We start from the raw sequence: 20,959 nt of genomic DNA, 5'->3' as shown, positions 1-20,959 counted from the left end.
CCATTGCGCAAAATTCCCCACTGCTGCCTCCCGTAGGAGTCTGGGCCGTGTCTCAGTCCCAATGTGGCCGATCGGCCTCTCAGCCCGGCTACCCGTTGTAGGCACGGTGGGCCGTCACCCCGCCGTCTACCTGATGGGCCGCGACCCCATCCCCCGCCGCATACGCTTTGCCGGAGGGGGCATGCGTCCTCTCCGGTTCGCCCGGTATTAGCCGCCCTTTCGGGCGGTTGTCCCGGGGCGGGGGGCAGGTTGGTCACGTGTTACTCACCCGTTCGCCACTCTATGCGCGCCCGAAGGCGCCTTACTCGTTCGACTTGCATGTGTTAGGCACGCCGCCAGCGTTCATCCTGAGCCAGGATCAAACTCTCCGTTGAAGGTCCGGACTTCCGTCCGGCAACGTTTCAAGAATCGATCCGGGTTCCCCGGAGCTGTATGCTCCGTCCTGGCTTATATCTCTCACTCCACAGTATCCGGTTCTCAAGGTTCCCCCGGCCCCCGGGCTCCGCCCGGGTCGGGTTCGCGTCGCAGGCTCGCTGCTGGCGCGAGGAAGTATATTACCTCGCCGCCCGCCCGGTGTCAAGAACTTTTTTCAGGAATCTGAAGATTCGTTCTCGCCGGTGCCTTTCGCCGATCGCTTTGGGCCGGCTACTGGGCTGTTGCCCTTGCGACGAGTTCGGTATTATACGCACCTATGACGACCTATGCAACGACTTTCTTCGATTCGGAGTAAATTGTTTGATTTAATGCGTTCCCATCTACCCTTCAGCACTACACCATCGCAGGTCGACGCCATAAGTATCTAGATGGCTCTTTGCATCCCTGATTGTGAAGATGCCTCCACAATGCCCCTTCTCGTGCTTGAATCCAGCAACCATGCCATGAATGCTTTCATATGAGATGCGCTGCATCCCGAAGCAGGCCGAAGGGTCAACGGTGCGATACGCTTCGATGGTCTTAATCAGTCCTCGAGGGTCTATGTCTGTCTTCTTCCCTTCATGATGTAGGAACTTTTGCACCCAAGCTGAATTAGATCTGACTTAAGAAAAGAGGCGCCCACTCGGGACGCCTCTTCATGCGCATATATATGTATATATAAAGCTTGAACTGAATCGTTCGAATGGCGGCAGGCTCTACACCAGACGGACGAATTTCTTCTTGCCCACCTGAATCTTTGCCTCCTTGAGGAAATCAGGAGCAACGTTGTAGCGCTTAGCCTCAACAGCTTCGCCATTCACCTTGACGCCGCCGCCGTCAATCAGGCGACGAGCCTCGGAAACGCTCGGAGCAACGCCCGCGTCAACGAGCAGCTTGGCAAAATACACGGTGCCATCCTCGCCCGGAGTCAAATCGGCCGCGAACGTAGGGGCGTCCTCAGGGAAACCATGCTCCTTGAACTTGAGATCGAAATCGGCCTCGGCGGCCTCGGCGGCAGCCTCGTCGTAATACGCGGCTACGATGTTGCGCGCGAGGGCACGCTTCACCTTATTGGGGTGCAGCTCGTCGGCAGCAAGACCGCGCTCGATCTCGTCGATGGCAGCGACATCCTCAGTGGAGGCAAGGCGGTAGTATTTCACCATCAGCTCGTCGGGGATGCTCATCACCTTGCCGAACATATCATTGGGCGCATCGGTGAGCCCGATGTAGTTGCCATAGCTCTTAGACATCTTCTGCACGCCATCGGTGCCCTCGAGCAGAGGAAGAGTGAGAGCGACCTGGGGCTCCATCCCCATCTTTTCCATGAGCTCGCGTCCGGCGAGCAGGTTGAACAGCTGATCGGAACCACCAATCTCCACATCGGCCTTGATGACCACCGAGTCATATGCCTGCATCACAGGATAGAGGAACTCATGCAAAGCGATGGGCAGACCGCCCGTGTAGCGCTTGTGGAAATCATCGCGCTCGAGGATGCGCGCCACGGTGAAATTGCTGATGAGCTTAAGGAGGCTTTCCATATTAAGATCCAGAATCCACTCCGAGTTGTAGCGGAGCGTGGTTTTTTCCGGATCGAGAACCTTGAACGCCTGATCGACATACGTCTGGGCATTCGCAGCAATCTGCTCGCGCGTCAGCTGAGGACGCGTCGAGTTGCGACCCGAGGGGTCGCCAATCAGCGCCGTGCCGTCGCCGATGATGAGCGTGACGCGATGGCCGAGGTCTTGGAATTGGCGCAGCTTGCGCAGCGGCACCGCGTGGCCCAAGTGGATGTCAGGTGCGGTAGGGTCGACGCCGAGCTTGATGTTGAGCTCTCCACCGCGCTTGAGCTTCTCAAGCAGCAGGCTTTCGGGAACGACGGTATCGATGCCGGACTTGATGATATGAAGTTGCTCTTCGGGGGTTATCGGACTCATCTCCTTCTGTATCCAGGGACGCGCCAAAGCGCGCAGTGTGCCTATAGTATCAGAAACGCGCCGCGCGGTCAGGCACGTCGAGCGCCGGACACGCACGGGAAACATTATGCCTGCGACTTGCCCGCGATGGCGGGCCGGGGCTACGACACCCCTCGGAACAGGTGCCCCGTGGTGCACCCCTCCATCTTGGGAAGACGATTGTCCCCCTTGAGCGCGATATCCCTCGCATGCACGGCGCGCGACACCGCTTCGGTCGCCTGCTGAACGTTCATGAGCGTGGTGTCCACCATGAACGCAGAGACGCCTGCGGCGATGAGGTCGCAGGCAAGGTGGGTGGCATCCAGGCGTACGGCATTGTAGAGATGACTCCTGCCGCACGCATCGGTCACCACCTGGAACTGATAGCCTTTGCGATCTTCGAGGAAATGGGGGCTTTTGCGTCGTGCGCACATGCTGCAGCGCTGATCGCACGGCCCTTGGCTCATAAGCAGGCAGTGCTCGGTAACCATGAGCTCCTGGTATCCCGCCACGGTAAGCCCTAGGGGGATCGGAGAAGTGCCGCCAAGCTCCTCTATCTGCTTGAGCGAAAGCTCCGGCGAAAGCCAGACGCGCGATACGCCCGCCTCGGCAAGCGCCGCAAGCGTCAGCGCATTGGTAACGGGCACGTGCGGCCCCACCTCCACTTTGTCGCCTTCGCTGAGCGCTCGATGGAGCTGGCCAAGCGATTCGACCATAACCGGGCTTTTGGCATCAACGAAACGCCACGGGTCGAAATCGGCCTCGGCGTTCATGGACGGCTTGTCAACCACGGGCAGAACGACCAGACGATCCTTGGGATACGACGTTGCGTCGGTCGCAGCGTTTACCTGCCCCGCCGAGCACGCCTCGCCAGGCACGAGATTGAGCGCGGGCACATAAACCGCATCGGCCCCCGCACGTTTCGCGGCACGGGCGCAAGCGGGATTGGCGGCAATCGCCATCACGCGGCACGAACCGAAACGCGGCTGACGCGAAAGGCGCTTCTGCTCCGCCTTGGGCAGAGGCCTTGCGCGCGTGCCCTTCAGCAGCGCATCCTGCAGCATCGAAAGCGCCTGGGCGCGAGCCTTATGGAGCGCAGAAAACCCGAGGCCCACCCCCTCATCGAGCTCGATGCGGAGAGATTCGAACCTAAACGGCGTATTGCCCAGGCGGTCTGTATGTTCACGCACCTCATCAGGGGTTATCGCCTTTGTACGCGCAGCCTCCACCGCGGCGCCTTCGAAGCGCACGCATGCGTCACGCGCCTGCACCGTAATCGACAACGGCTCGCCGATATGCAGACGCACCGCTGCCTGCACGCCAACGCGGGGTTCAAGAGGATCGTCCTGAAACGCGAGCGATGCGTCGCGCACGCGGAACACGCGGTCGCCCTTGGCCACCCTGCGGCCAGGGTCCAGGCGATACTCCCGTCCCCTCTTTGCGACCGTCGCGTCCAGGGTTACGGCAAAATGCCCCTTATTCGTCCAGAATTCGAGCACATCGCCCTCGTGAAGCTCTACCGACGACTCGATACGGGCTTCGCGGCCGTCGACGCGCACCACGCGCCCCACGAACACGCCGCGGTTGTTGGGACGGCGGTAGCTCATGATGTCATTGCCGCGATGGCGCTTGAGATAGCCCTCGGTGAAGCCGCGGCTGAACGCCTCGGCGAGGGCGCGGCGCTCCTCCTCGGTAGCGCCCTCGCCCGACCTCTTCACCGCAAGCAGCGCATCCTCCCCTGCCGCACCCGATGCCGCAACCGCGTCATACGCCGCAGCAAGACGGTCGAGCACCGAGCGGTACACACCCACTACGGTGGACACGTATTCAGGCGACTTCATGCGCCCCTCGACCTTCACGCTGTCGACGCCCGCGAGCGCGAGATCGGCCAGCATATCGATCGTGCATAGGTCTTTAGGCGACAGCAGGTGGTCGCCCTCGGAGGAAAGGGCATTTTTGACCGCGGCGTTATGGAGCGTGTAAGGCAGGCGGCACGCCTGGGCGCACATCCCGCGATTGGCGGAACGCCCGCCAATGAGCGAGCTCATGAAGCACTGCCCCGAATAGCACACGCACAGAGCGCCGTGCCCGAACGTTTCAACGGAAAGGCCGAGCGCATGCGCCTCCCGTGCCGCCTCGGCCACCTCGGCAAGCGTGAGCTCGCGAGCGAGCGTGACCCGGCGCGCACCCAGCGCCGCGGCTGCGCGGACGCCATCGACGTTATGGGTGTTCATCTGAGTGGAGATGTGAACGCGCGCCTCGGGGAGCGTGCGCACGATTTCCGCCGCAACGCCGATATCTTGAACGATGAACGCATCTACGCCGCGGCGGTATGCTTGACGCGCAAGCTCGAGCGCGCTTTTCGCCTCATCGGGCATGACGGCGATATTGAGCGTAAGGTATACGCGCACGCCCCGCAGATGGGCATAGTCGCATGCCTCCTGCAGCGTATCGAGCGTGAAGTTGTCCGCACCGCGTCGGGCGTTGAAATCCTCGCAGCCCAGATAGACGGCGTTCGCGCCGGCGCACACGGCCGCATGCAGGCATGCCATCCTGCCCGCAGGCGCAAGCAGCTCGATCGAACGAAACGGGTTGACGCCCGCCGGCTCGGAAGCATCTGAAGCGTTCATATCATTATAGGTATGTGGGTTCGCCATGAAATAATCCTATCGTCACGTAACGAAGCTTTGCGAATAATAGCGCTTTCAGGTATCGTGCCATCCATGAAAACACGGAGAAAACAGCGCGAGACGCGCGCGCACGCAGGACAGTGGACAATACTCGTCGTATTGCTGGGCCTTGGCCTGGCCATATTCGGCGGCTATCAAGGCGCTATGGCGCTCGTTAACGAATGGTGCAAAGATCTGCCCAGCGTTAACGACACCAACGCGTTCACGGTGTCCGAACAATCTACCATCTATGCCGCCGACTACAACGAGGAGACGGGCGAAGGCACGGTGCTCGCCGAGCTCTATCTCGAGCAGCGCGAGCCGCTCACCAGCCTGGACCAAATAAGCTCCTATGTGGTCAACGGCACCATCGCCACCGAGGACGTGCGCTTCTATCAGCACAACGGTGCCGACCTGCAGGGCATCATCCGCGCGGTGTTCGTGAACCTCTCGGGCGGCCAGGAGGGCGCATCCACCATCACGCAGCAGCTGGTGCGCAACACCCTGCTTTCCGACGAGGCGACCGAAATCTCCTTCAAGCGCAAGGTGCGCGAGATCGAGCTTGCCGTCGAGATGGAGAAGCAGTACTCCAAGGAAGAAATCCTGCTGATGTACCTGAACACCATCAATTACGGCGACGGATGCTACGGCATTCAGGCCGCCGCGCAGAACTACTACGGCGTGGACGCAACCGACCTGACCATCGCACAAGCCGCCACGCTCATCGGCATTCCCAACTCCCCCACGATGTACGACCCCTATCTCAACCCTGAGGCCTGCAAGGAGCGCCGCAACGTGGTGCTTTCGCGCATGCTCACCAACGGCGTCATCACGCAAGAGGAGTACGATGCCGCTATCGCCGAGGACCTCAACGTGCGCGAGAAAACCGAAGAGGAAGAAACCAATAACGGCATCTATCGCTACAAGTACTTCACCACCTATGTGCGCGATCTGCTGCTGAAGTCTCAGGACGAAGGCGGTTGGGGCCTTTCCACCTCGGAGCTTTTCGAGGGCGGCCTGACCGTCGTGACCACCATCGACCCCACGATGCAGCAATACGCCGAAGAGGCGGTGGCGAGGCAATACGAGAGCGGCGGCGTGGGCGAGAACCAGGAATTCGCGCTGACGCTCGTTGACCCCAATACCGGGTTCATCAAGGCGATGATCGGCGGACGCAGCTTCGACGAGGACCAGCTCAACATCGCCACAAGCGAGAACGGCCGTCAGATAGGCTCCACCGCCAAGGCATTCACCCTGGCGGATTCGATCGAAAAGGGCATTAATCCCAATACCATGATGAACTGCAGCGGGCCGGTGAACATCCCCAACGGCGCCGGCACCATGGACATCAACAACTACGGCAACATCGACTACGGCACGATGAGCATCGCCGACATGACCGCGGTGTCCTCCAACACCGGCTACATTCGCCTGTCGGTCACCGATTCAGCCGAATCGGGCGTGTCTCCCACCTCCATCGTCGCCATGCAAGAGCGCCTGGGCCTGACCCAGAAAGACATCAACGGAACGCCCAAACTCCCCGCCGTCAACACCACCACCCTCGGCGTCGGGCAGGCCAATACCACCGAGATGGCAAGCGCCTACGGCACCTTCGCCACGGGCGGCACCTACCGCCAAGCTACGCCCATCATCAAGATTGTCGACAAGAACGGCAACACCGTAGGTACCGACTACAGCACCGGCGTGGAGGGCGAGCAGGTTCTTTCCGCCGAGACGTCGTACGCGGTCACCCAGGTGCTTGAGGGCGTCATCTACAAGTCCATCGGCACCGCCACCGCCGCAGCGCTGCCCTCGGGTCAGATTGCCGCCGGCAAGACCGGTACCACGAACGACTGGCACGACCTGTGGTTCGTGGGCTATACCCCGCAGCTCTCCTGTGCGGTATGGACGGGCGACCGCGACAACGAGGACACTTACTATACCGATACGTGGTGCCAGGATATTTGGCGCGACCTGGTGAGCAATTGCCTGGAGGGTCAGGCGCTCGAGGACTTCCAGACCGCACCCGACCCCGAATACAACAGCACGTACAAGGGCTCCCACGGCAGCAATAGCAAGGATGACGAGGAAGAGGACGAAAAGAGCACCGAGGAAGAAGAGTCGCAGGAGCAAGAGACCAATCAGCCCGACGAGCCTGCGACCAACCCCGACGAGCCGACCGACCAGCCCACCGATCCCGGCACCGATCCAGACCAGCCCACCGAGCCGGTTGACCCCGAGCCCGAACCCGAGCCTGAACCTGAACCCGATCCGCCTACCGAGCCCACCGATCCGGTTGACCCCGGCACCGGCTCGGGAGATCCTACCGGCTAGCCGCCACGACCCATCTACTGTGACTTGAAAGGCGCGCATCGTTGAGATGCGCGCCTTTTCTTTTGCTTACGCGGAAGTATTCGCCCCCGTGAGTGCTATCATCCTTAATCGACACTAACGGTTTCTTTCGCGTATACAGAAGGGGGATTCCATGAGCGAAACGAACGAAACGCAACCCACGCCGGATACGTGCTCGCACGAGTGCGGCAGCTGTTCCGCCACCTGCGGAGAACGAACGGCACCGAGCAAGCTCACGCCTAACGCGGTCTCGAAGATCGGCAAGGTTATCGGCATCGTAAGCGGCAAAGGCGGCGTAGGCAAGACGCTCGTCACCTGCCTCATCGCGTCCGAGCTTGCACGCGCCGGCAAAAAGGTGGGCATTATGGATGCCGACGTGACCGGCCCCTCCATTCCCAAGGCGTTCGGCGTGTCCGGCCCGCTCCACGCCGATCAGAACGGCATCTTCCCCGCCGAAAGCAAAGGCGGGGTGAAGGTGATCTCCACCAACCTCCTGCTCCCCCAAGGCGATATGCCTGTTGCATGGCGCGGCCCTGTCATTTCAGGCATGGTGAGCCAGTTCTTCAACGAAGTGAATTGGGGCGAGCTTGACTACCTGCTTATCGACATGCCCCCCGGCACGAGCGACGTGCTTTTGACCGTGTTCCAGCAGATTCCCGTAGACGGCATCGTGACCGTATCGGCCCCTCAGGAACTCGTGGCGATGATCGTGGGCAAAGCGGTCAACCTCGCGCACAATATGGACGTGGAGGTTTTGGGCCTCGTCGAAAACATGGCTTACTTCCAATGCGATGAATGCGGCAAGAAGCACTATATCTTCGGCGAACCCCAGGGCGCCGAGGTTGCTAAGAAGTACGATATACCTGCCTACGCCACCCTGCCCATCGACCCCGCATTCGCGGCATCGGTCGACGCGGGAGCCATCGAGACATACGACGCCAAGGGCGCGCTTGCCCCCATTATTGAGGTGCTGTAGCCCAAGAAAAAAATTTTTAAATTTCCTCTTGACCCGTGACGTGACTCCTGTATAATACTTTCTCGCACCTCGGGAGAGGGAAGCACCTACGGGGCTTTAGCTCAGCTGGGAGAGCGCATGGCTGGCAGCCATGAGGTCAGGGGTTCGATCCCCCTAAGCTCCACCATAATCAACAGCCTGCCGGAAACGGCAGGCTTTTTTGTTGCCTTAGCTCATAGAGGATCGAACCCTCGCGGGGGTTCGACAGCCCACTGGGCTGTCGAATGAGGAGGGCGAAGCCCGACGTATCAAGACGCGACCGCAGGGAGCGGATTGTCGATCCCCCTAAGCTCCACCATAATCAACAGCCTGTCGGAAACGGCAGGCTGTTTTGTTGCCTTAATTCCGGCATTCCATCAACTATGCAAGGTTTTACGAAACCAAAACGAGAGAACCGTCCAAAACGCCTCTCGCTTTCCACAAGTTTTTGCACGAACATCGAGCGAAAACCGGCAAGATTCCGGCAAGGTTTTGCGGTGCTCTCAGACCATAGAATGGCAAGGTTTCGAGGCTAGCATGGATTCCGATATTCGAACACCGCCCCGCCAGAAAAGGCGGCGCGGGCATGCGACGCGCTGGGTCGCATGCGGCACGAACGGAGGCATCCATGATGAGCTCGACCTTTCCCGTCCCTCACGCCAACATATCGCGTCGCGCGTTCATGGGAGTCGCCGGGGGATTCGCCGCCGGGTCCTTGGCAACTTTGCCCCATGCGGCCTTTGGAATCTCCCCCGCCTCTGCCGCGCCATCACGCACCACCGTCGAGCAATATCTAGGGGCCACCCGATCCGCACTCGAAGAGCTCGAATCCCACGAAGCGGATTCGTACTATCTGGGGACCCCTTACGGAACGATCGGACCTGGCGAGTTCTCTCCCCTGCTTGCCGATTGGGATTGCTGGCACCCCAACGGAAAGCCTGCGGCTAACGGCGAGTCGTATATGAACTGCACAGGGTTCGTCGTAGCCGTGCTCGAGGCCTGCGGTGCAGATTGCGACATCATAGGCTCCTACGTCGACGCGACCGGCTACGACTTCGGCAATAAATCGAACTTGTCACGCTGGCGCCACTTCTTCGACGAGCATGCTTCCATGCGCACGCGGTATGAATCGAAGGAGGCGCTCCTCGCAAGCGGCAAACTATCGAAAGGCGACCTCATCATGGCCGAACCCAACGATTGGGGCGTGAACGGCGCCGACAACCACATCATGTTCTTTTGGGGCGATTCCCCCAATGAAGACCGAGCATGGCATTCCTCTTCGAAAGGCAATGGGGTGATTGCGGGCAAGGCGCCCGGCAATATGATTTCGCGCATCACGCCTAAAACGGCGGATTGCTATTGGCTGCATGTTCCCCTGACCAACCTGATAGAGGTATTGCTCAGCAAGAAATCGGCGGATGCGTCGGTTTCTGGTGAAAGCGGAGCCAATCCGGCCTACGCGCTCTCGGGAGCCACATTCAGCATATACCGCTCGTTCGAAGGCGGCGAGCTTTCCGGCCTTATAACCACGTTCACCACCGACAAGAACGGACATGCATCAGTGGAGCTCAGCCCCGGCGATACGGTATGGATCAACGAAGACGAGCCGCCAAAAGGATTTACCGCATGGGATGAGCCCCTATCCCTCACAGTGGGCGACTCCGGCGGCGAAGTGATTCTGAAAGACGTTCCCTGCGTCGTCGATGTCGTGGTTGTGAAAGAGGATGCCGAAACGGGACCCCTTGCACAAGGCTGGGCGACGCTCGAAGGAGCCGTATACGAAATCGAAGACACCAATGGCACGCTGCATCGCGCAGAAACCGCCTGGGTTGAATCCCTTGATGGCTGGGCCGCAGTTTTCAAAGGCCTGCCGCTTGGGACGGCACGCATTCGAGAAGTCATGCCTCCCCGGGGTTATCTGCTTGACGCCTCGGAAGAGGATGGCTGGCATGACCTACATCTCAGTTCGGAAGCCCATGAACCCGTAATCTCAATCCGGCTCGACACGCATCTCGAAACGGTGATAAGAGGCGACATCGTGGGCGGAAAGTTCGAAGAAGAGCCAAGCGACGAGGACGAATCGGCGAAATCGCCCCTTGCGGGATGCGTGTTTGACATTTGGCTCCAAGACGACGGGGGGCTCGCATCGCGCGGCTACGAGGTTAAGCCCATCGTGGACGCCCAGGGCAATCCGGTTATGGACGAGGATGGAACTGCCCTATCGGGCGCCTACATGGGCTCGATCGAATCGCATGAAGATGGTCGTTTCGACACCCGCGACCTTCTGGGTGGATGGAATCCGAGCGAGCACAACGGCGTGGCCGCACCCGAGCATGCCCTGCCGTACGGGACGTACGTCCTTATCGAAGCTGCGTGCCCCGACCCCGCCTTGCGTCTCGTCGAACCGATCTGCGGCATCGAGATTCGAGCACAAAGCCAGGAGGTGTTCCTCATGCTCGAGGACAAGCGCATCACCTCTCCGGTATGCGTTCGCAAGATAGATAAGCGCTCAGGGCTGCCAATCCTTAAGCCCGGAACGACCGTGGAGCTCCTGCGCAAGGAAGAGGACGGCACATATCAGCGCATGGAATTCGACGTTCACTACCCCGACAATACGACGGTTTCATCGTTCGTGATCGATGAGGACGGATTTATCTGGTTCCCCGCACAGCTCGACTGGGGAACCTACGCCATCCGCGAAACGAAAGCGGTTCCGCCGTACCTTGTTGCGAACGAGGCGGTTGAGTTCGTAGTGGACGAGCATCACGACTGGGGCGAAGGGGGCATCGAGATAACCCTTGCCGACGAGGCTGCCACGGGGACGATCAAGGGTCTCAAGACCGACCGAGAGAACGGACAGGGCGTGATGGGGGCCACGTATGAAGTTCGTGCAGCCTACGATGTGGTCATGCCCGATGGCGAGGCCGTCCTGACAGCAGGAGACGTGGCGGGCACTGCGATAACGGACGAGAACGGGGCCTGGAGCATCGAGGGGCTTCCCCTCGGCGAAGGGTCGGTCGTATATGAGATACGAGAAATCGCAACTCCGAGCGGATACGTGCTGGATGGGACGACGCATACGGTCACGCTGGATTATGCCGATGGAACGACGCCCGTGGTGGAGACGCAGGTGGCGTACGAAGAGGCGCCTACGGAACTCATTGTGAAAAAGACCGACGCCGAGACAGGTGAAGGCATAGAAGGCGTCGAGTTTTCCGTTTTCCTCAAAGACGAATCTCCAGAAAGCGCCGAAGGTTCCAAGGAGCCGGACGATACCGAGGAAGGCGATGAGGACGAGGAATCGAGCAAGACGCCCATCGATGGAAACGAGAAGGCATCTAAGGCGAAAGCCGCCGAAAGCGAAACCCCGTCGATAGAACACGAGCCTGTTGCAGTAACGAGCACCGACGCAAGCGGCGAAGCGCGGTTTCTCTATCTGGCAAACGATGCCACCTATCTGATTCGTGAAACCTCCGCACGAAACGACCTGGGATATGTGCTCAACGATGCCGAAACAGAGCGCTACCTTTCACCAGACGGCACATGGCACACGAGCAGGAAGGCCTACGAGGCGGAAGGGCTGGACGGTCATCTGGAAACAGCCTCGGTCATAGAGGTGACGAACGATTTCACCAAAGTCGCGATTTACAAAGCCGATGCCGACGCATGGGAACAGATGACCGGATCGTCCGATTCCGCCAAGGAAAGCGAGCGTGTTGCAGCGGAGCAATCGGCCCTACTCAACGGTGGAGCGTTTCGCCTCATCGGCGGAGACGGGGAATCTATAGCCCTCCCGGCGAGCCACGACGCGGAGGACACGTGGGCAGCTGCAGGCAAGCAGCCTCAGCTTTTTACGCATCTACCCGTTGGCGCTCGGTTCGTCGTGCAGGAGGTCGCCGCCCCTGAAGGATTCAGCCCGGGAGAGGAAGTGGAGTTCACCGTCGAAGACACGACCGAAGTCCAAACCGTGGTGGTTTTCAATCGCAAAATCGAATCGCTCCCTCGTACGTTCGATGGAAAGTGGCGCGTCGCCGCAGGATTCGGCATAGCCGCCGCAGGGGGCGCCGCGATAGCGGCCTACTCGCGCCGTCGGGTTCAAGTCGAGCGCCTCTCCAACCTCCGCCTTTCTAAATAAGGGTGCGGCAGACGCATGCCTCGCCCGCTTCGCGAGAGCCTCCTGGCGCACGATTCGCATCGATTTAGCCCTTCGTTTGCCAAGCGAACATCAGCAACGAGAAAGGAACCAGAATGAACAGGCAATCGTCCATCCCTATCCCGCACTCACCATGCAGTACAGCTACGCACTGTCCCAGATCAGCCCTCATCGCCCTTTTGCTTACTTTTGCAAGCACCCTCGCCTTGGCGGCAGCGCTCCTCGCCGCACGCCCCGCTTGGGCGGACCCGGCAACGGGAAGCATCTCGATTGCCGGAGTGGAAGATTCCGTCGAAATCACCGCATACCACGCTATCGAAGTCAATTATGACGAGAACACCCTAGCGCCCGACGACCCCATGTTCACCTGGGTACCGCAAATCCAAACATGGGTGCGCCAGAGCTTCCCGTCGTATATCGACGACGATGGCAATGTGACAGAAGCGTTCGATATAGGCATTTCCGATTCCGGCGAACTCGTGGACAGAAGGCCCGCAAGCGAGGCGAGCTCGTTTTACGGAGCGCTCGCATCCGCCCTTTCCTCGGGCGACGCAACGCTCGATGCCGCCGGCCAGTGCACAGGAAACGGAGCAATCGACGGTCTTCCGCTCGGCGGTTACGTCGTGCTCATCGACAACGGCATGAGCGTCTACCGCCCCAGCGCCGTCAATATTGTTCCCGTCTGGAGCGAAGACGAAAACGCATGGACGGCACCTGAGCCCGCATCCATAACCGTCAAAGCATCCGAAGTCCCCATCGTCAAAACCGTGGAAAACGAGGAAGCCGGCGCAGCCGCTATCGGCGACACCCTGACCTTCGACATCACCGCCGCAGTTCCGGTGTACCCCGATAGCGCCCAAGCGACTACGTACGCAATATCCGACACGCTGCCCGCAGGCTTGACCCTCAAGCAAGAGACGCTCAAGGTTTTCGGCGTGAGCGGCCAGGAAGAGACCGCGCTTGAAGAGGGAACGCATTTCAGCCTGGACGGGGATGCACACCCCGGCGCAACATTCTGCATGAATTTCGACTATGAGAGCATCTCATCCTTCGAAAGCATCCACGTGACCTACGAAGCCGAACTGAACGGGGAGGCGACAGTCGGCCCCGATGCCAATGTGAACACGGCATACGTGGGATACGCGAACGACCCCTATGAAGAATCCTCCTACACTGAGAGCCCCGATGATGCAAAGGTTATCACCTACGGCATAGAGATATTGAAAGTCGGCGATGGAGAGACGCCCCTCGGCGGCGCGGAATTCAACATCTCCCGATCGGCTGACGGGTCGGACCCTCTCACATTCGTCAAGGAGACCTCCGGCGTCTACCACCTTGCGTCGCAAGGCGAAGACGGTAGCACCACCGTGGTCGTGGCAGAAGACGGATCGCTGAAACTGGAGGGGCTGGAAATCGGCGAATATTACCTCATAGAAACTAAGGCGCCCGACGGATACCTCCGACTTGCCGCGCCACTCAAGGCGACCATAGCCGACGAGGACGGCGACGGGGCGCCCGACGGGGCATCCAAGACGCCTGGGTATGTGTTTCTCCAAGTTCAGAATACCCATGGGTTCACGCTGCCCGTCACGGGCGGCATGGGCGCCGCTATCATCGTCGTTGCAGGACTCGCGCTCGCCGGAAGCGGGGCGGTGGCCTGGGTTGCCGCCCGACAGCGCAGCAAGAACGAGAACCGTTGATCGAATTCCATGCGCGCGCGAGAGGTAGGAGAAGATGGCTTAGCGCGGCATCGATGCTGCTTATGGCGGTTGGAGCGGGCCTTCTGGCGTATCCCCCGATGAGCAACGCCCTCGCGCAACTCGCCCAAGATGCGGCCATTGAAGCAAGCGCTCAGGCGGTTGCCGCGCTGACGGACGAGAAAGCAGAGCGCCTTTGGCTCGAGGCCCGCCGATATAACCAAGAGCTCACGGGAGACCCGGTGCACGACCCTTTTGTTCCGGGAAGCGGCTATATGCTGCCCGATGGCTACGAAGCCACACTCGACGCCTCGGGCAACGGGGTCATGGCCACCCTCTCTATACCAAAAATAGACCTTCGGATGCCGGTGTACCACGGCACCTCGGAGGAAGCGCTTCGCAAGGGCGCCGGCCATCTAGAGCAAACAGCTCTACCCATCGGAGGATCGGGGCTGCGCCCCGTGATAACGGGGCACCGCGGCCTTCCGCAAGCGGAGCTGTTCACCCGGCTCGACGAGCTTGATTATGGCGATACGTTTGTCCTGCACGTGCTCAATAAGAAGCTTGCCTACCGCATTATCGAAATCAAGGTCATAGCACCCGATGACATGCAGAGCATCGCCGCCGTTCCGGGCAAAGACCTTGTAACGCTTGCCACCTGTACGCCGTACGGCGTGAACACTCACCGGCTTCTGATTACCGGGGAGCGCTGCCCCCTCGAATCTGTCGAGACGCGCACGCCGCCCGATGCGCACGCAAAGCTGTTCGCCGCCGTCATGCTTGCGGGGGCCATGGCGCTGACGGTGCGAACGATGCAAAGAAGGAGGAGGACCATGAGCGTCTCAAAGGGAAGGAGCCAACGCCGCGGCATGGGTCCCGGGGCCATCGCCCTGGCAATCATCGCGTTTGGCGCACTCGCGCTTGCTCCCCTGTGCCACATCGCCGCATGGGCCTCAAGCAACCCTAGCACCGATGCGACCGGTCAGGAGTTTTCAAGCTTGGAGGCCTCCGTGCAAGAAGATTGTCAGACGGAGACCAACCCGTCACACCCCTCAGATGCTGACGAGGCCAGTGCCGAGCCCGACGACGGCCCCCGCGCATCCCGGACGAGCAAATCGCACGCTCCCTCATCGGCCATCCTCAGCCCCTCGACCGACGTGACCGTTCCCCCGCTTCCGGCCGCCGGGAACGAGCAGAGCGTATCTATCGCATGGCGCGACACGGGCGACGACATGATGACGATAGGAGACGACGGCAGCCTGAGCATCGACCTCACCGGCTACCGAAGCGCATACGCGAGCGACCTGGTCGTAGGCGCGACCGTCGAGTGGACCTCGAGCGGCTCGGCCGACTACGAGCCAGGCGAAGTCGAGGTGCGCATTCCCGACCATCTCTTCATGGCTCGCGACGGCGAACCCTATGAAGCCGTCTACGAGCTTGTCGGCTCCGCGTACGAACCCCGCCTGAAAGCAGGGCTTAAAGTCGAGCTCGGCGTGCCCGAGGCCCCCCAGCAATCCGCCGATGGATGGCAGTATCGCCATGATGAGGACGCCCATGAGCTCGTCATCGTCAACGCCGACAGAATCGGCGCGGGCACAAAGCTCGTCTGCGAGGTGAACTACATCTATAGCGCATCGTGGCACGAAGCGTTCGGCTGCGAACGCGACGGGCTGCCCCATCCCGTTTACACCGAGCTGACGAGCGACCCCGTGCGCCTCTACGCCGAAGCGCAAGGGGCCGGAAGATCACAGACCGGCCCAGCCACGATAGCCACGCACAATGCGCTCGAATCGATGGAAGTGGAGGTTGCGGGCATATACGACTCCTGGCAGCCCTCCTGGGGCGAAGCGCCCGATGCCGACGCTAACGCCCTCTACGTGGCATGGAAGGCAACCGCAACCTTCGACCACCTCTACCAGCCGTTCTCCCTCGAGCTCGCGCCAACCGGGCTTGATCGGGGTGAAATCGTCGGCATGACCGACGCGTGGATACTCGGCTCCCCCGATGACAGCCGCGGTGACTTCGACCCCGACACCTGTACGTTCGAGGCGCCCGCCGAGGCGGACCTCGGCATTGGACACCTCGACGTATATGCTGCAGCGCACCAAGACCTCAGCTTCAACGTCGAGGGGCTCACCGCGAGCTTCGCCGCGCTCGTGCGCTACGACAAGGCGGCGCTGGACTCTGCCGAAGGAGGCACCGAGCTCGCCTTTCCCGCTCGCGCCACCCTCGAATCGCTCGACTATCGCGACATCCAGACCGCCGAAGGCGCGCATTCGTTCACCTATCAGCCCCTGGGCTTCGACGCGCCTCCCGGCAACAGGTTCGACCTAAGGATGAACCGAGGCGCACCAAAGCTCGCCGATTCCAACGCGTATTACTACCCTCAGGGCCAAGTTGAGCGGCTCGAATCGGGGCTGCGCTCGGCAACCACCCTCGACACGAGCTCGGCATACGCATCCTGCTTCGGGGAAACGCTCGGAGAGGGGCTCGACCCCTCGAAGGCGGAAAGCTACGGTAAGCGCCCCTACACCGTTGAAATCATCGACGACTTCGCGTTCATCGACGGTCGGCTTGATGCGGGGGAGCATGAAATGACGCACGTGCTCGACATCAACGCCGCCGCCGTGACGCTGTATGAGGGCGTACCCGACTACAAGTCGGGCGGCTACACAATCGAGCCCATCGAGGGCACCATCGACCCCCTTGAGGTGACCATATCGGCAAGGACGGGCGATGACGGCGCATGGATGCCCGCCGCTCGGTGGACCCAAACGACAAGCGGGCGCCTCGACCCCACCGGAATCGAGCCCCTCGCAGAGGGCGTGGAGATTCGCGCGTTCGACCCTTCCGACACACTGGACAGCTGGTACGACAGAGACCTCCTCTCGGAGTACGACGGCGAACGGCGCTACGACCTCGCCCTGCCGCCGGGCACTACGGGAGTGAAGCTGAGCTTCGAGACGCATGCTTGGGCAGCGAGCGTGGGGGACCTGGACCCCGGCCACAGCGACCCCCAATTCGGGCTGACCATCGCATCGGAGGTTCTTCCGAGCGAGCGCATACGGGAGCTTGCCGCCCAATCGGACAGCCTTTACCTCTACCGAGCTAACACGCTCGCCGCATACGACGACGCGGGCACGCTGCTCGGCTTCGAGGGCGAGCCCAAGGGCGTGTCGAAAGACAGCCCGCAGGCCAAAGCCCTCGGAGAGCGCGACCGAGCCTTCTACGGCGCGCTCATGTACCACGACACCGCGAGGGCAGACTTCGTCAGAGCGGACCCGAGCGGCTGGATGTCGGCCTACGCTCTCGATCAGAAAAACGACACGGTGGGAAAGAAGGTCGACTTCGGCACGGTTCGAGCCGAGGTGTCGTTCACGACCAGGACCAGGGAGGACGATTCGAACGGGCTGCCCGCCTCCGTGCAGCCTCCTGAAACGTCGGGGACGTTCTACCTGCTTCTGCCGGCAGGCTTCACGGCAGACACCTCGACGCTCCGGGCCGCCGAGCGCCTTTCAGGAGGGCAGGTGTATTGCGACCCCTGGAAGCTGCCCATTGACGGAGGGGCGGTGGTGGACCGCAGGCCCGTGTCGTATGTCGACGAGGAAGGCGTCCGGCACAACTCGAACGAGTACTCCCCGCTTGCGGAGGTGACCTCTGTCGAATCGTTCCCCAACTGGCGCGACTCGGGACGCGAGCTTCTCAAGGTGAGCGTGGAAGCCTCGCCCGGGAGCAAAGGCTACAGTTCGCCACACGGTCCGGGCGGATTTGACACATACGTCTCCGGCTTCCTCCTGTCGTTCGGCGGATACTACAGCTGGGACTCCATGGCCGACTATGGCTCTTCGCCGCGGTTCTGCTTCGCCTATGAATCCGGCAATGAAGACATGGGCGCCTGGAACGGCAAACCGAACTCAACACCGGACGATATCGGGAGCGGATGGACGGACGAGGAGAGGCGGCTGCTCTCCGGCCTCGACGGCGACGCCTCGTCTCAGCACCGATGGCTCTACGCGCAGAGGACGCCCACGATCAGCTTCCCCACTTCCGCCGAATACGGGCTGCAGCTTTCCGCCAAAGCGGCAGAGGATACCGCCTGGGTGTCAGCGGGCGAAACCACCGAGGAAGTGCAGGTCTACGTTGGATCCCCCTACGCCTACCGCATTAGAACGGCGCTTGAAGAGGGGTCCACGGCGACCGACAACGTCATTTTCGATGCCATAGAATGCTACGCGCCCGAGGGCGACCAGGCAGGGTGGAAGGGTACGCTGGAATACATAGACACGAGTGCGCTCGTATCGAGAGGAATCGACCCCATTGTATACTACTCCACGACACGAGGGATCGATATGGAAGACAGTGCGAGCAGAGACCTAAGCAACACCGCGCTCTGGTCAACCGTTCAACCGGATTCCCTGGGTGACGTGACCGCCGTAGCAATCGATTGCTCGCAAGCCCGAGGGGGCGGCACCTACGAACTGCAAGGAGGAGAGTCGCTCGCTGCGATACTGGGCATGAGGGCGCCCGACGGCGATGGCCCTTCCGCTCCCCAAGGCGCAACCTACAACCAGGCGTGGCTCGCTTCCACGGTCACATCCGCAACGGGAGCGTCCTCTAAGAAGGTTCTCCATCACGAAGCAACCGTGGTGCGAATCGAATCGATGTCGCTCACGCTCCTCAAAGCCGATGCCGAGGGCATACATGAAGAAGCGACAACGGGCACGGCGACGACGGATGGCGCCCATCTGCTCAACGGTGCTCGGTTTGAGCTCTACCGCTACGATGGCGAAGGCATGCCCGATGATACGCCCGTGGGGCAAAACGAGATGGAGGGGTGGACGCGCATTGGCACTGCGACCTCGGATCCATATATCGAGTTCTCCGGGCTTGCTCCCGGCATATATCGACTCGTAGAAACGCAAGCGCCCCTAGGCTACAGGCTTCCCGACGGCCAATGGTCCATCACGCTCGACCCGCTCCTTCCCCATCAGGCATACGTCGAGGCCGTGCGTGGTTCGCAGGGAGGCGAACCGCCCGCGTTCGCCATAACGAAGGAGGATGAATGGATAGTACCGAATGTCGCGCAGCCTTCGCTGCCCATCACGGGCGCCGCGGGAATCGCAGGACTCATGGGGCTGGGAGCGACTGTCCTTCTGACGGGGGTTTTCATCCATGCGCTGCAGAAGGATAGAGGCGGCTTCGTGAAGCATGCAGGCGTGAGCCGATGGCAAAAACGGGCGCACTCATGACGTCCCCCGCGCGAACGAACGTGCCACGGGTGCGCAAAGCCAACCCATGAAGCCAATTCTCACATGTTAGGGATATGAAACGAGCATGGTGCTTTGCGGCATGCGTGCCATGACCGCAATATGCGAGTCGACCCAGCAATACGAAAACGGCCGCGCACGAAGCGCGGCCGTCTATCAAACGCATATGCCGAAAGGATGCTTACTTGAGGGCAGCCTTGGAGATCTCGGCGAGCTGAGCGAAAGCATCGGGATCGGTGATGGCCATGTCGGAGAGCACCTTGCGATCGAGCTCCACGCCGGCCTTCTTGAGGCCGTTCATGAACACGGAGTAAGACATACCGTTGATGCGAGCGGCGGCGTTGATACGGGTGATCCACAGACGGCGAATCTCGCGCTTCTTGTTGCGACGATCACGGTACTGGTACTGCAGCGAGTGCTGGACCTGCTCTTTAGCCGCACGATAGGTACGGGACTTTGCGCCGTAGTAGCCCTTCGCACGATTCAGGATGGTACGACGCTTCTTGTGGGCGTTGACTGCACGCTTAACACGAGGCATTCTCTATCACTACTCCTTGATTAACGAAGGCCCAGACCACGCGCGGCGACCTTGCGGTCGGCGGAAGAAATGGTGGTCTCCTGACGGAAATTACGGATGCGCTTGGGGCTCTTCTTGGTCTTGATGTGGCTCTTGAAGGCCTTGGCGCGCATGATCTTGCCGGAACCCGTAACGCGGAAGCGCTTCTTGCTGCCGCTGTGAGTCTTCATCTTAGGCATGACGTATGTCCTTTCTACTTCCCTGCGGTTTTACGCTCTAGGCGTTTTTCTCCGCCGCCTTCTTGGAGGCCGGCAGCGGGGCGATGAGCATGTGCATGTTGCGGCCCTCCATCTTGGGGGCGTTCTCGATCACGGCAACATCCTTAAGGTCGTCGGCGAGACGCTCGAGAATGGAAAGACCCTGCTCGGGGTGGGCCATCTCACGGCCGCGGAACATGATCGTGATCTTGACCTTGGCGCCGCCCTCGAGGAAGCGCAGCACGTGCTTCTTCTTGGTGGTGTAGTCGCCCACATCGATTTTGGGGCGGAACTTCATTTCCTTGATCTCGACCTTGGTCTGGTTCTTGCGGGCCTGTTTGGCCTTGATTGCCTGCTCGTACTTGAACTTTCCGTAGTCCATAATGCGGCAGACCGGCGGCTGCGCGTTGGGTGCGATCTCCACAAGATCCATCCCCTGACCTTCAGCGATTCTGAGGGCCTCACGCGCATTGAAGATACCCATCTGGGTACCGTCGTAGCCGATCAGACGGCATTCGCGCGTACGAATATCGTCGTTGAGCCTTGGCTCCTGAGCTGCTATTGCGCCCACCTCCTTCATATCCCGCATAAGCGGTGTGTTTCGCTGCAACAAAAAAGCCCTGCGGCGCAAAGCAGCAGGGCATGAGGTTACGCAGTGCGTTTATTCTCGAAACCCATCAGCTTTCG

General features: G+C 60.7%; 10 protein-coding genes, 1 tRNA gene and 1 rRNA gene. 6 read left to right on the top strand and 6 right to left on the bottom strand.

The window, feature by feature from the left end; genetic code table 11:
• The 3 genes from DMP06_RS09970 to DMP06_RS09960 form a co-directional block, all read right to left on the bottom strand.
• Positions 1-374, bottom strand: a 16S ribosomal RNA gene (locus tag DMP06_RS09970); the annotation flags it as partial.
• A gap of 756 nt (positions 375-1,130) precedes the next feature.
• Positions 1,131-2,348, bottom strand: a complete 1,218-nt coding sequence (gene tyrS, locus DMP06_RS09965) for a tyrosine--tRNA ligase (RefSeq protein WP_123209590.1) — start codon at positions 2,346-2,348, stop codon at positions 1,131-1,133.
• A gap of 140 nt (positions 2,349-2,488) precedes the next feature.
• On the bottom strand, positions 2,489-5,023 hold the full coding sequence (locus tag DMP06_RS09960) for a U32 family peptidase (protein ID WP_245962478.1): 2,535 nt from the start codon (positions 5,021-5,023) through the stop codon (positions 2,489-2,491).
• Between the two features lie 177 nt (positions 5,024-5,200).
• Between DMP06_RS09960 and DMP06_RS09955 the strand changes: the two genes are divergently transcribed.
• From DMP06_RS09955 to DMP06_RS09930, 6 genes are all read left to right on the top strand, one after another.
• Positions 5,201-7,369, top strand: a complete 2,169-nt coding sequence (locus tag DMP06_RS09955; protein ID WP_245962477.1) for a transglycosylase domain-containing protein — start codon at positions 5,201-5,203, stop codon at positions 7,367-7,369.
• A 151-nt stretch (positions 7,370-7,520) separates the two neighbouring features.
• Entirely contained in the window at positions 7,521-8,363 is an 843-nt protein-coding gene (locus DMP06_RS09950; RefSeq protein ID WP_123209588.1) for an Mrp/NBP35 family ATP-binding protein, read from the top strand.
• 90 nt (positions 8,364-8,453) lie between these two features.
• Positions 8,454-8,529 (top strand) — tRNA-Ala (locus tag DMP06_RS09945).
• Between the two features lie 480 nt (positions 8,530-9,009).
• Positions 9,010-12,516, top strand: a complete 3,507-nt coding sequence (locus DMP06_RS09940; protein WP_123209587.1) for a SpaA isopeptide-forming pilin-related protein — start codon at positions 9,010-9,012, stop codon at positions 12,514-12,516.
• Between the two features lie 224 nt (positions 12,517-12,740).
• Complete coding sequence (locus DMP06_RS09935; RefSeq protein ID WP_161957902.1) at positions 12,741-14,234, top strand: SpaH/EbpB family LPXTG-anchored major pilin; 1,494 nt, start codon at positions 12,741-12,743, stop codon at positions 14,232-14,234.
• A gap of 62 nt (positions 14,235-14,296) precedes the next feature.
• The gene (locus DMP06_RS09930; RefSeq protein WP_220092563.1) at positions 14,297-19,480 is read left to right on the top strand and encodes a class C sortase; all 5,184 of its coding nucleotides are present in this window, start codon (positions 14,297-14,299) and stop codon (positions 19,478-19,480) included.
• A gap of 199 nt (positions 19,481-19,679) precedes the next feature.
• Here DMP06_RS09930 and rplT read toward each other — a convergent pair whose 3' ends face one another.
• The 3 genes from rplT to infC are packed head-to-tail and all read right to left on the bottom strand — an operon-like array spanning position 19,680 to position 20,861.
• Positions 19,680-20,036: a 50S ribosomal protein L20 gene (gene rplT / locus DMP06_RS09925; protein ID WP_123209584.1), complete on the bottom strand. Its 357-nt coding sequence runs from the start codon at positions 20,034-20,036 to the stop codon at positions 19,680-19,682.
• A 20-nt stretch (positions 20,037-20,056) separates the two neighbouring features.
• Positions 20,057-20,254, bottom strand: coding sequence for a 50S ribosomal protein L35 (gene rpmI / locus DMP06_RS09920; RefSeq protein WP_123209583.1), 198 nt, complete (start codon positions 20,252-20,254; stop codon positions 20,057-20,059).
• Positions 20,255-20,291: 37 nt separating this feature from the next.
• Complete coding sequence (gene infC / locus DMP06_RS09915; RefSeq protein ID WP_245962476.1) at positions 20,292-20,861, bottom strand: translation initiation factor IF-3; 570 nt, start codon at positions 20,859-20,861, stop codon at positions 20,292-20,294.
• Between the last annotated feature and the right edge of the window lie 98 nt (positions 20,862-20,959).

It is taken from the genome of Slackia equolifaciens (genome assembly GCF_003725995.1).
GTDB classification, from domain to species: Bacteria; Actinomycetota; Coriobacteriia; order Coriobacteriales; family Eggerthellaceae; genus Slackia; species Slackia equolifaciens.
This window is presented reverse-complemented; position numbering and strand designations above follow the sequence as displayed.

Excerpts from the sequence above, each read along its gene's own strand:
- tyrS (WP_123209590.1), bottom strand. The coding sequence starts at position 2,348 with ATGAGTCCGATAACCCCCGAAGAGCAACTTCATATCATCAAGTCCGGC.
- DMP06_RS09960 (WP_245962478.1), bottom strand. The coding sequence starts at position 5,023 with ATGGCGAACCCACATACCTATAATGATATGAACGCTTCAGATGCTTCC.
- DMP06_RS09955 (WP_245962477.1), top strand. The coding sequence starts at position 5,201 with ATGGCGCTCGTTAACGAATGGTGCAAAGATCTGCCCAGCGTTAACGAC.
- DMP06_RS09950 (WP_123209588.1), top strand. The coding sequence starts at position 7,521 with ATGAGCGAAACGAACGAAACGCAACCCACGCCGGATACGTGCTCGCAC.
- DMP06_RS09940 (WP_123209587.1), top strand. The coding sequence starts at position 9,010 with ATGATGAGCTCGACCTTTCCCGTCCCTCACGCCAACATATCGCGTCGC.
- DMP06_RS09930 (WP_220092563.1), top strand. The coding sequence starts at position 14,297 with ATGGCGGTTGGAGCGGGCCTTCTGGCGTATCCCCCGATGAGCAACGCC.
- rplT (WP_123209584.1), bottom strand. The coding sequence starts at position 20,036 with ATGCCTCGTGTTAAGCGTGCAGTCAACGCCCACAAGAAGCGTCGTACC.
- rpmI (WP_123209583.1), bottom strand. The coding sequence starts at position 20,254 with ATGCCTAAGATGAAGACTCACAGCGGCAGCAAGAAGCGCTTCCGCGTT.
- infC (WP_245962476.1), bottom strand. The coding sequence starts at position 20,861 with ATGCGGGATATGAAGGAGGTGGGCGCAATAGCAGCTCAGGAGCCAAGG.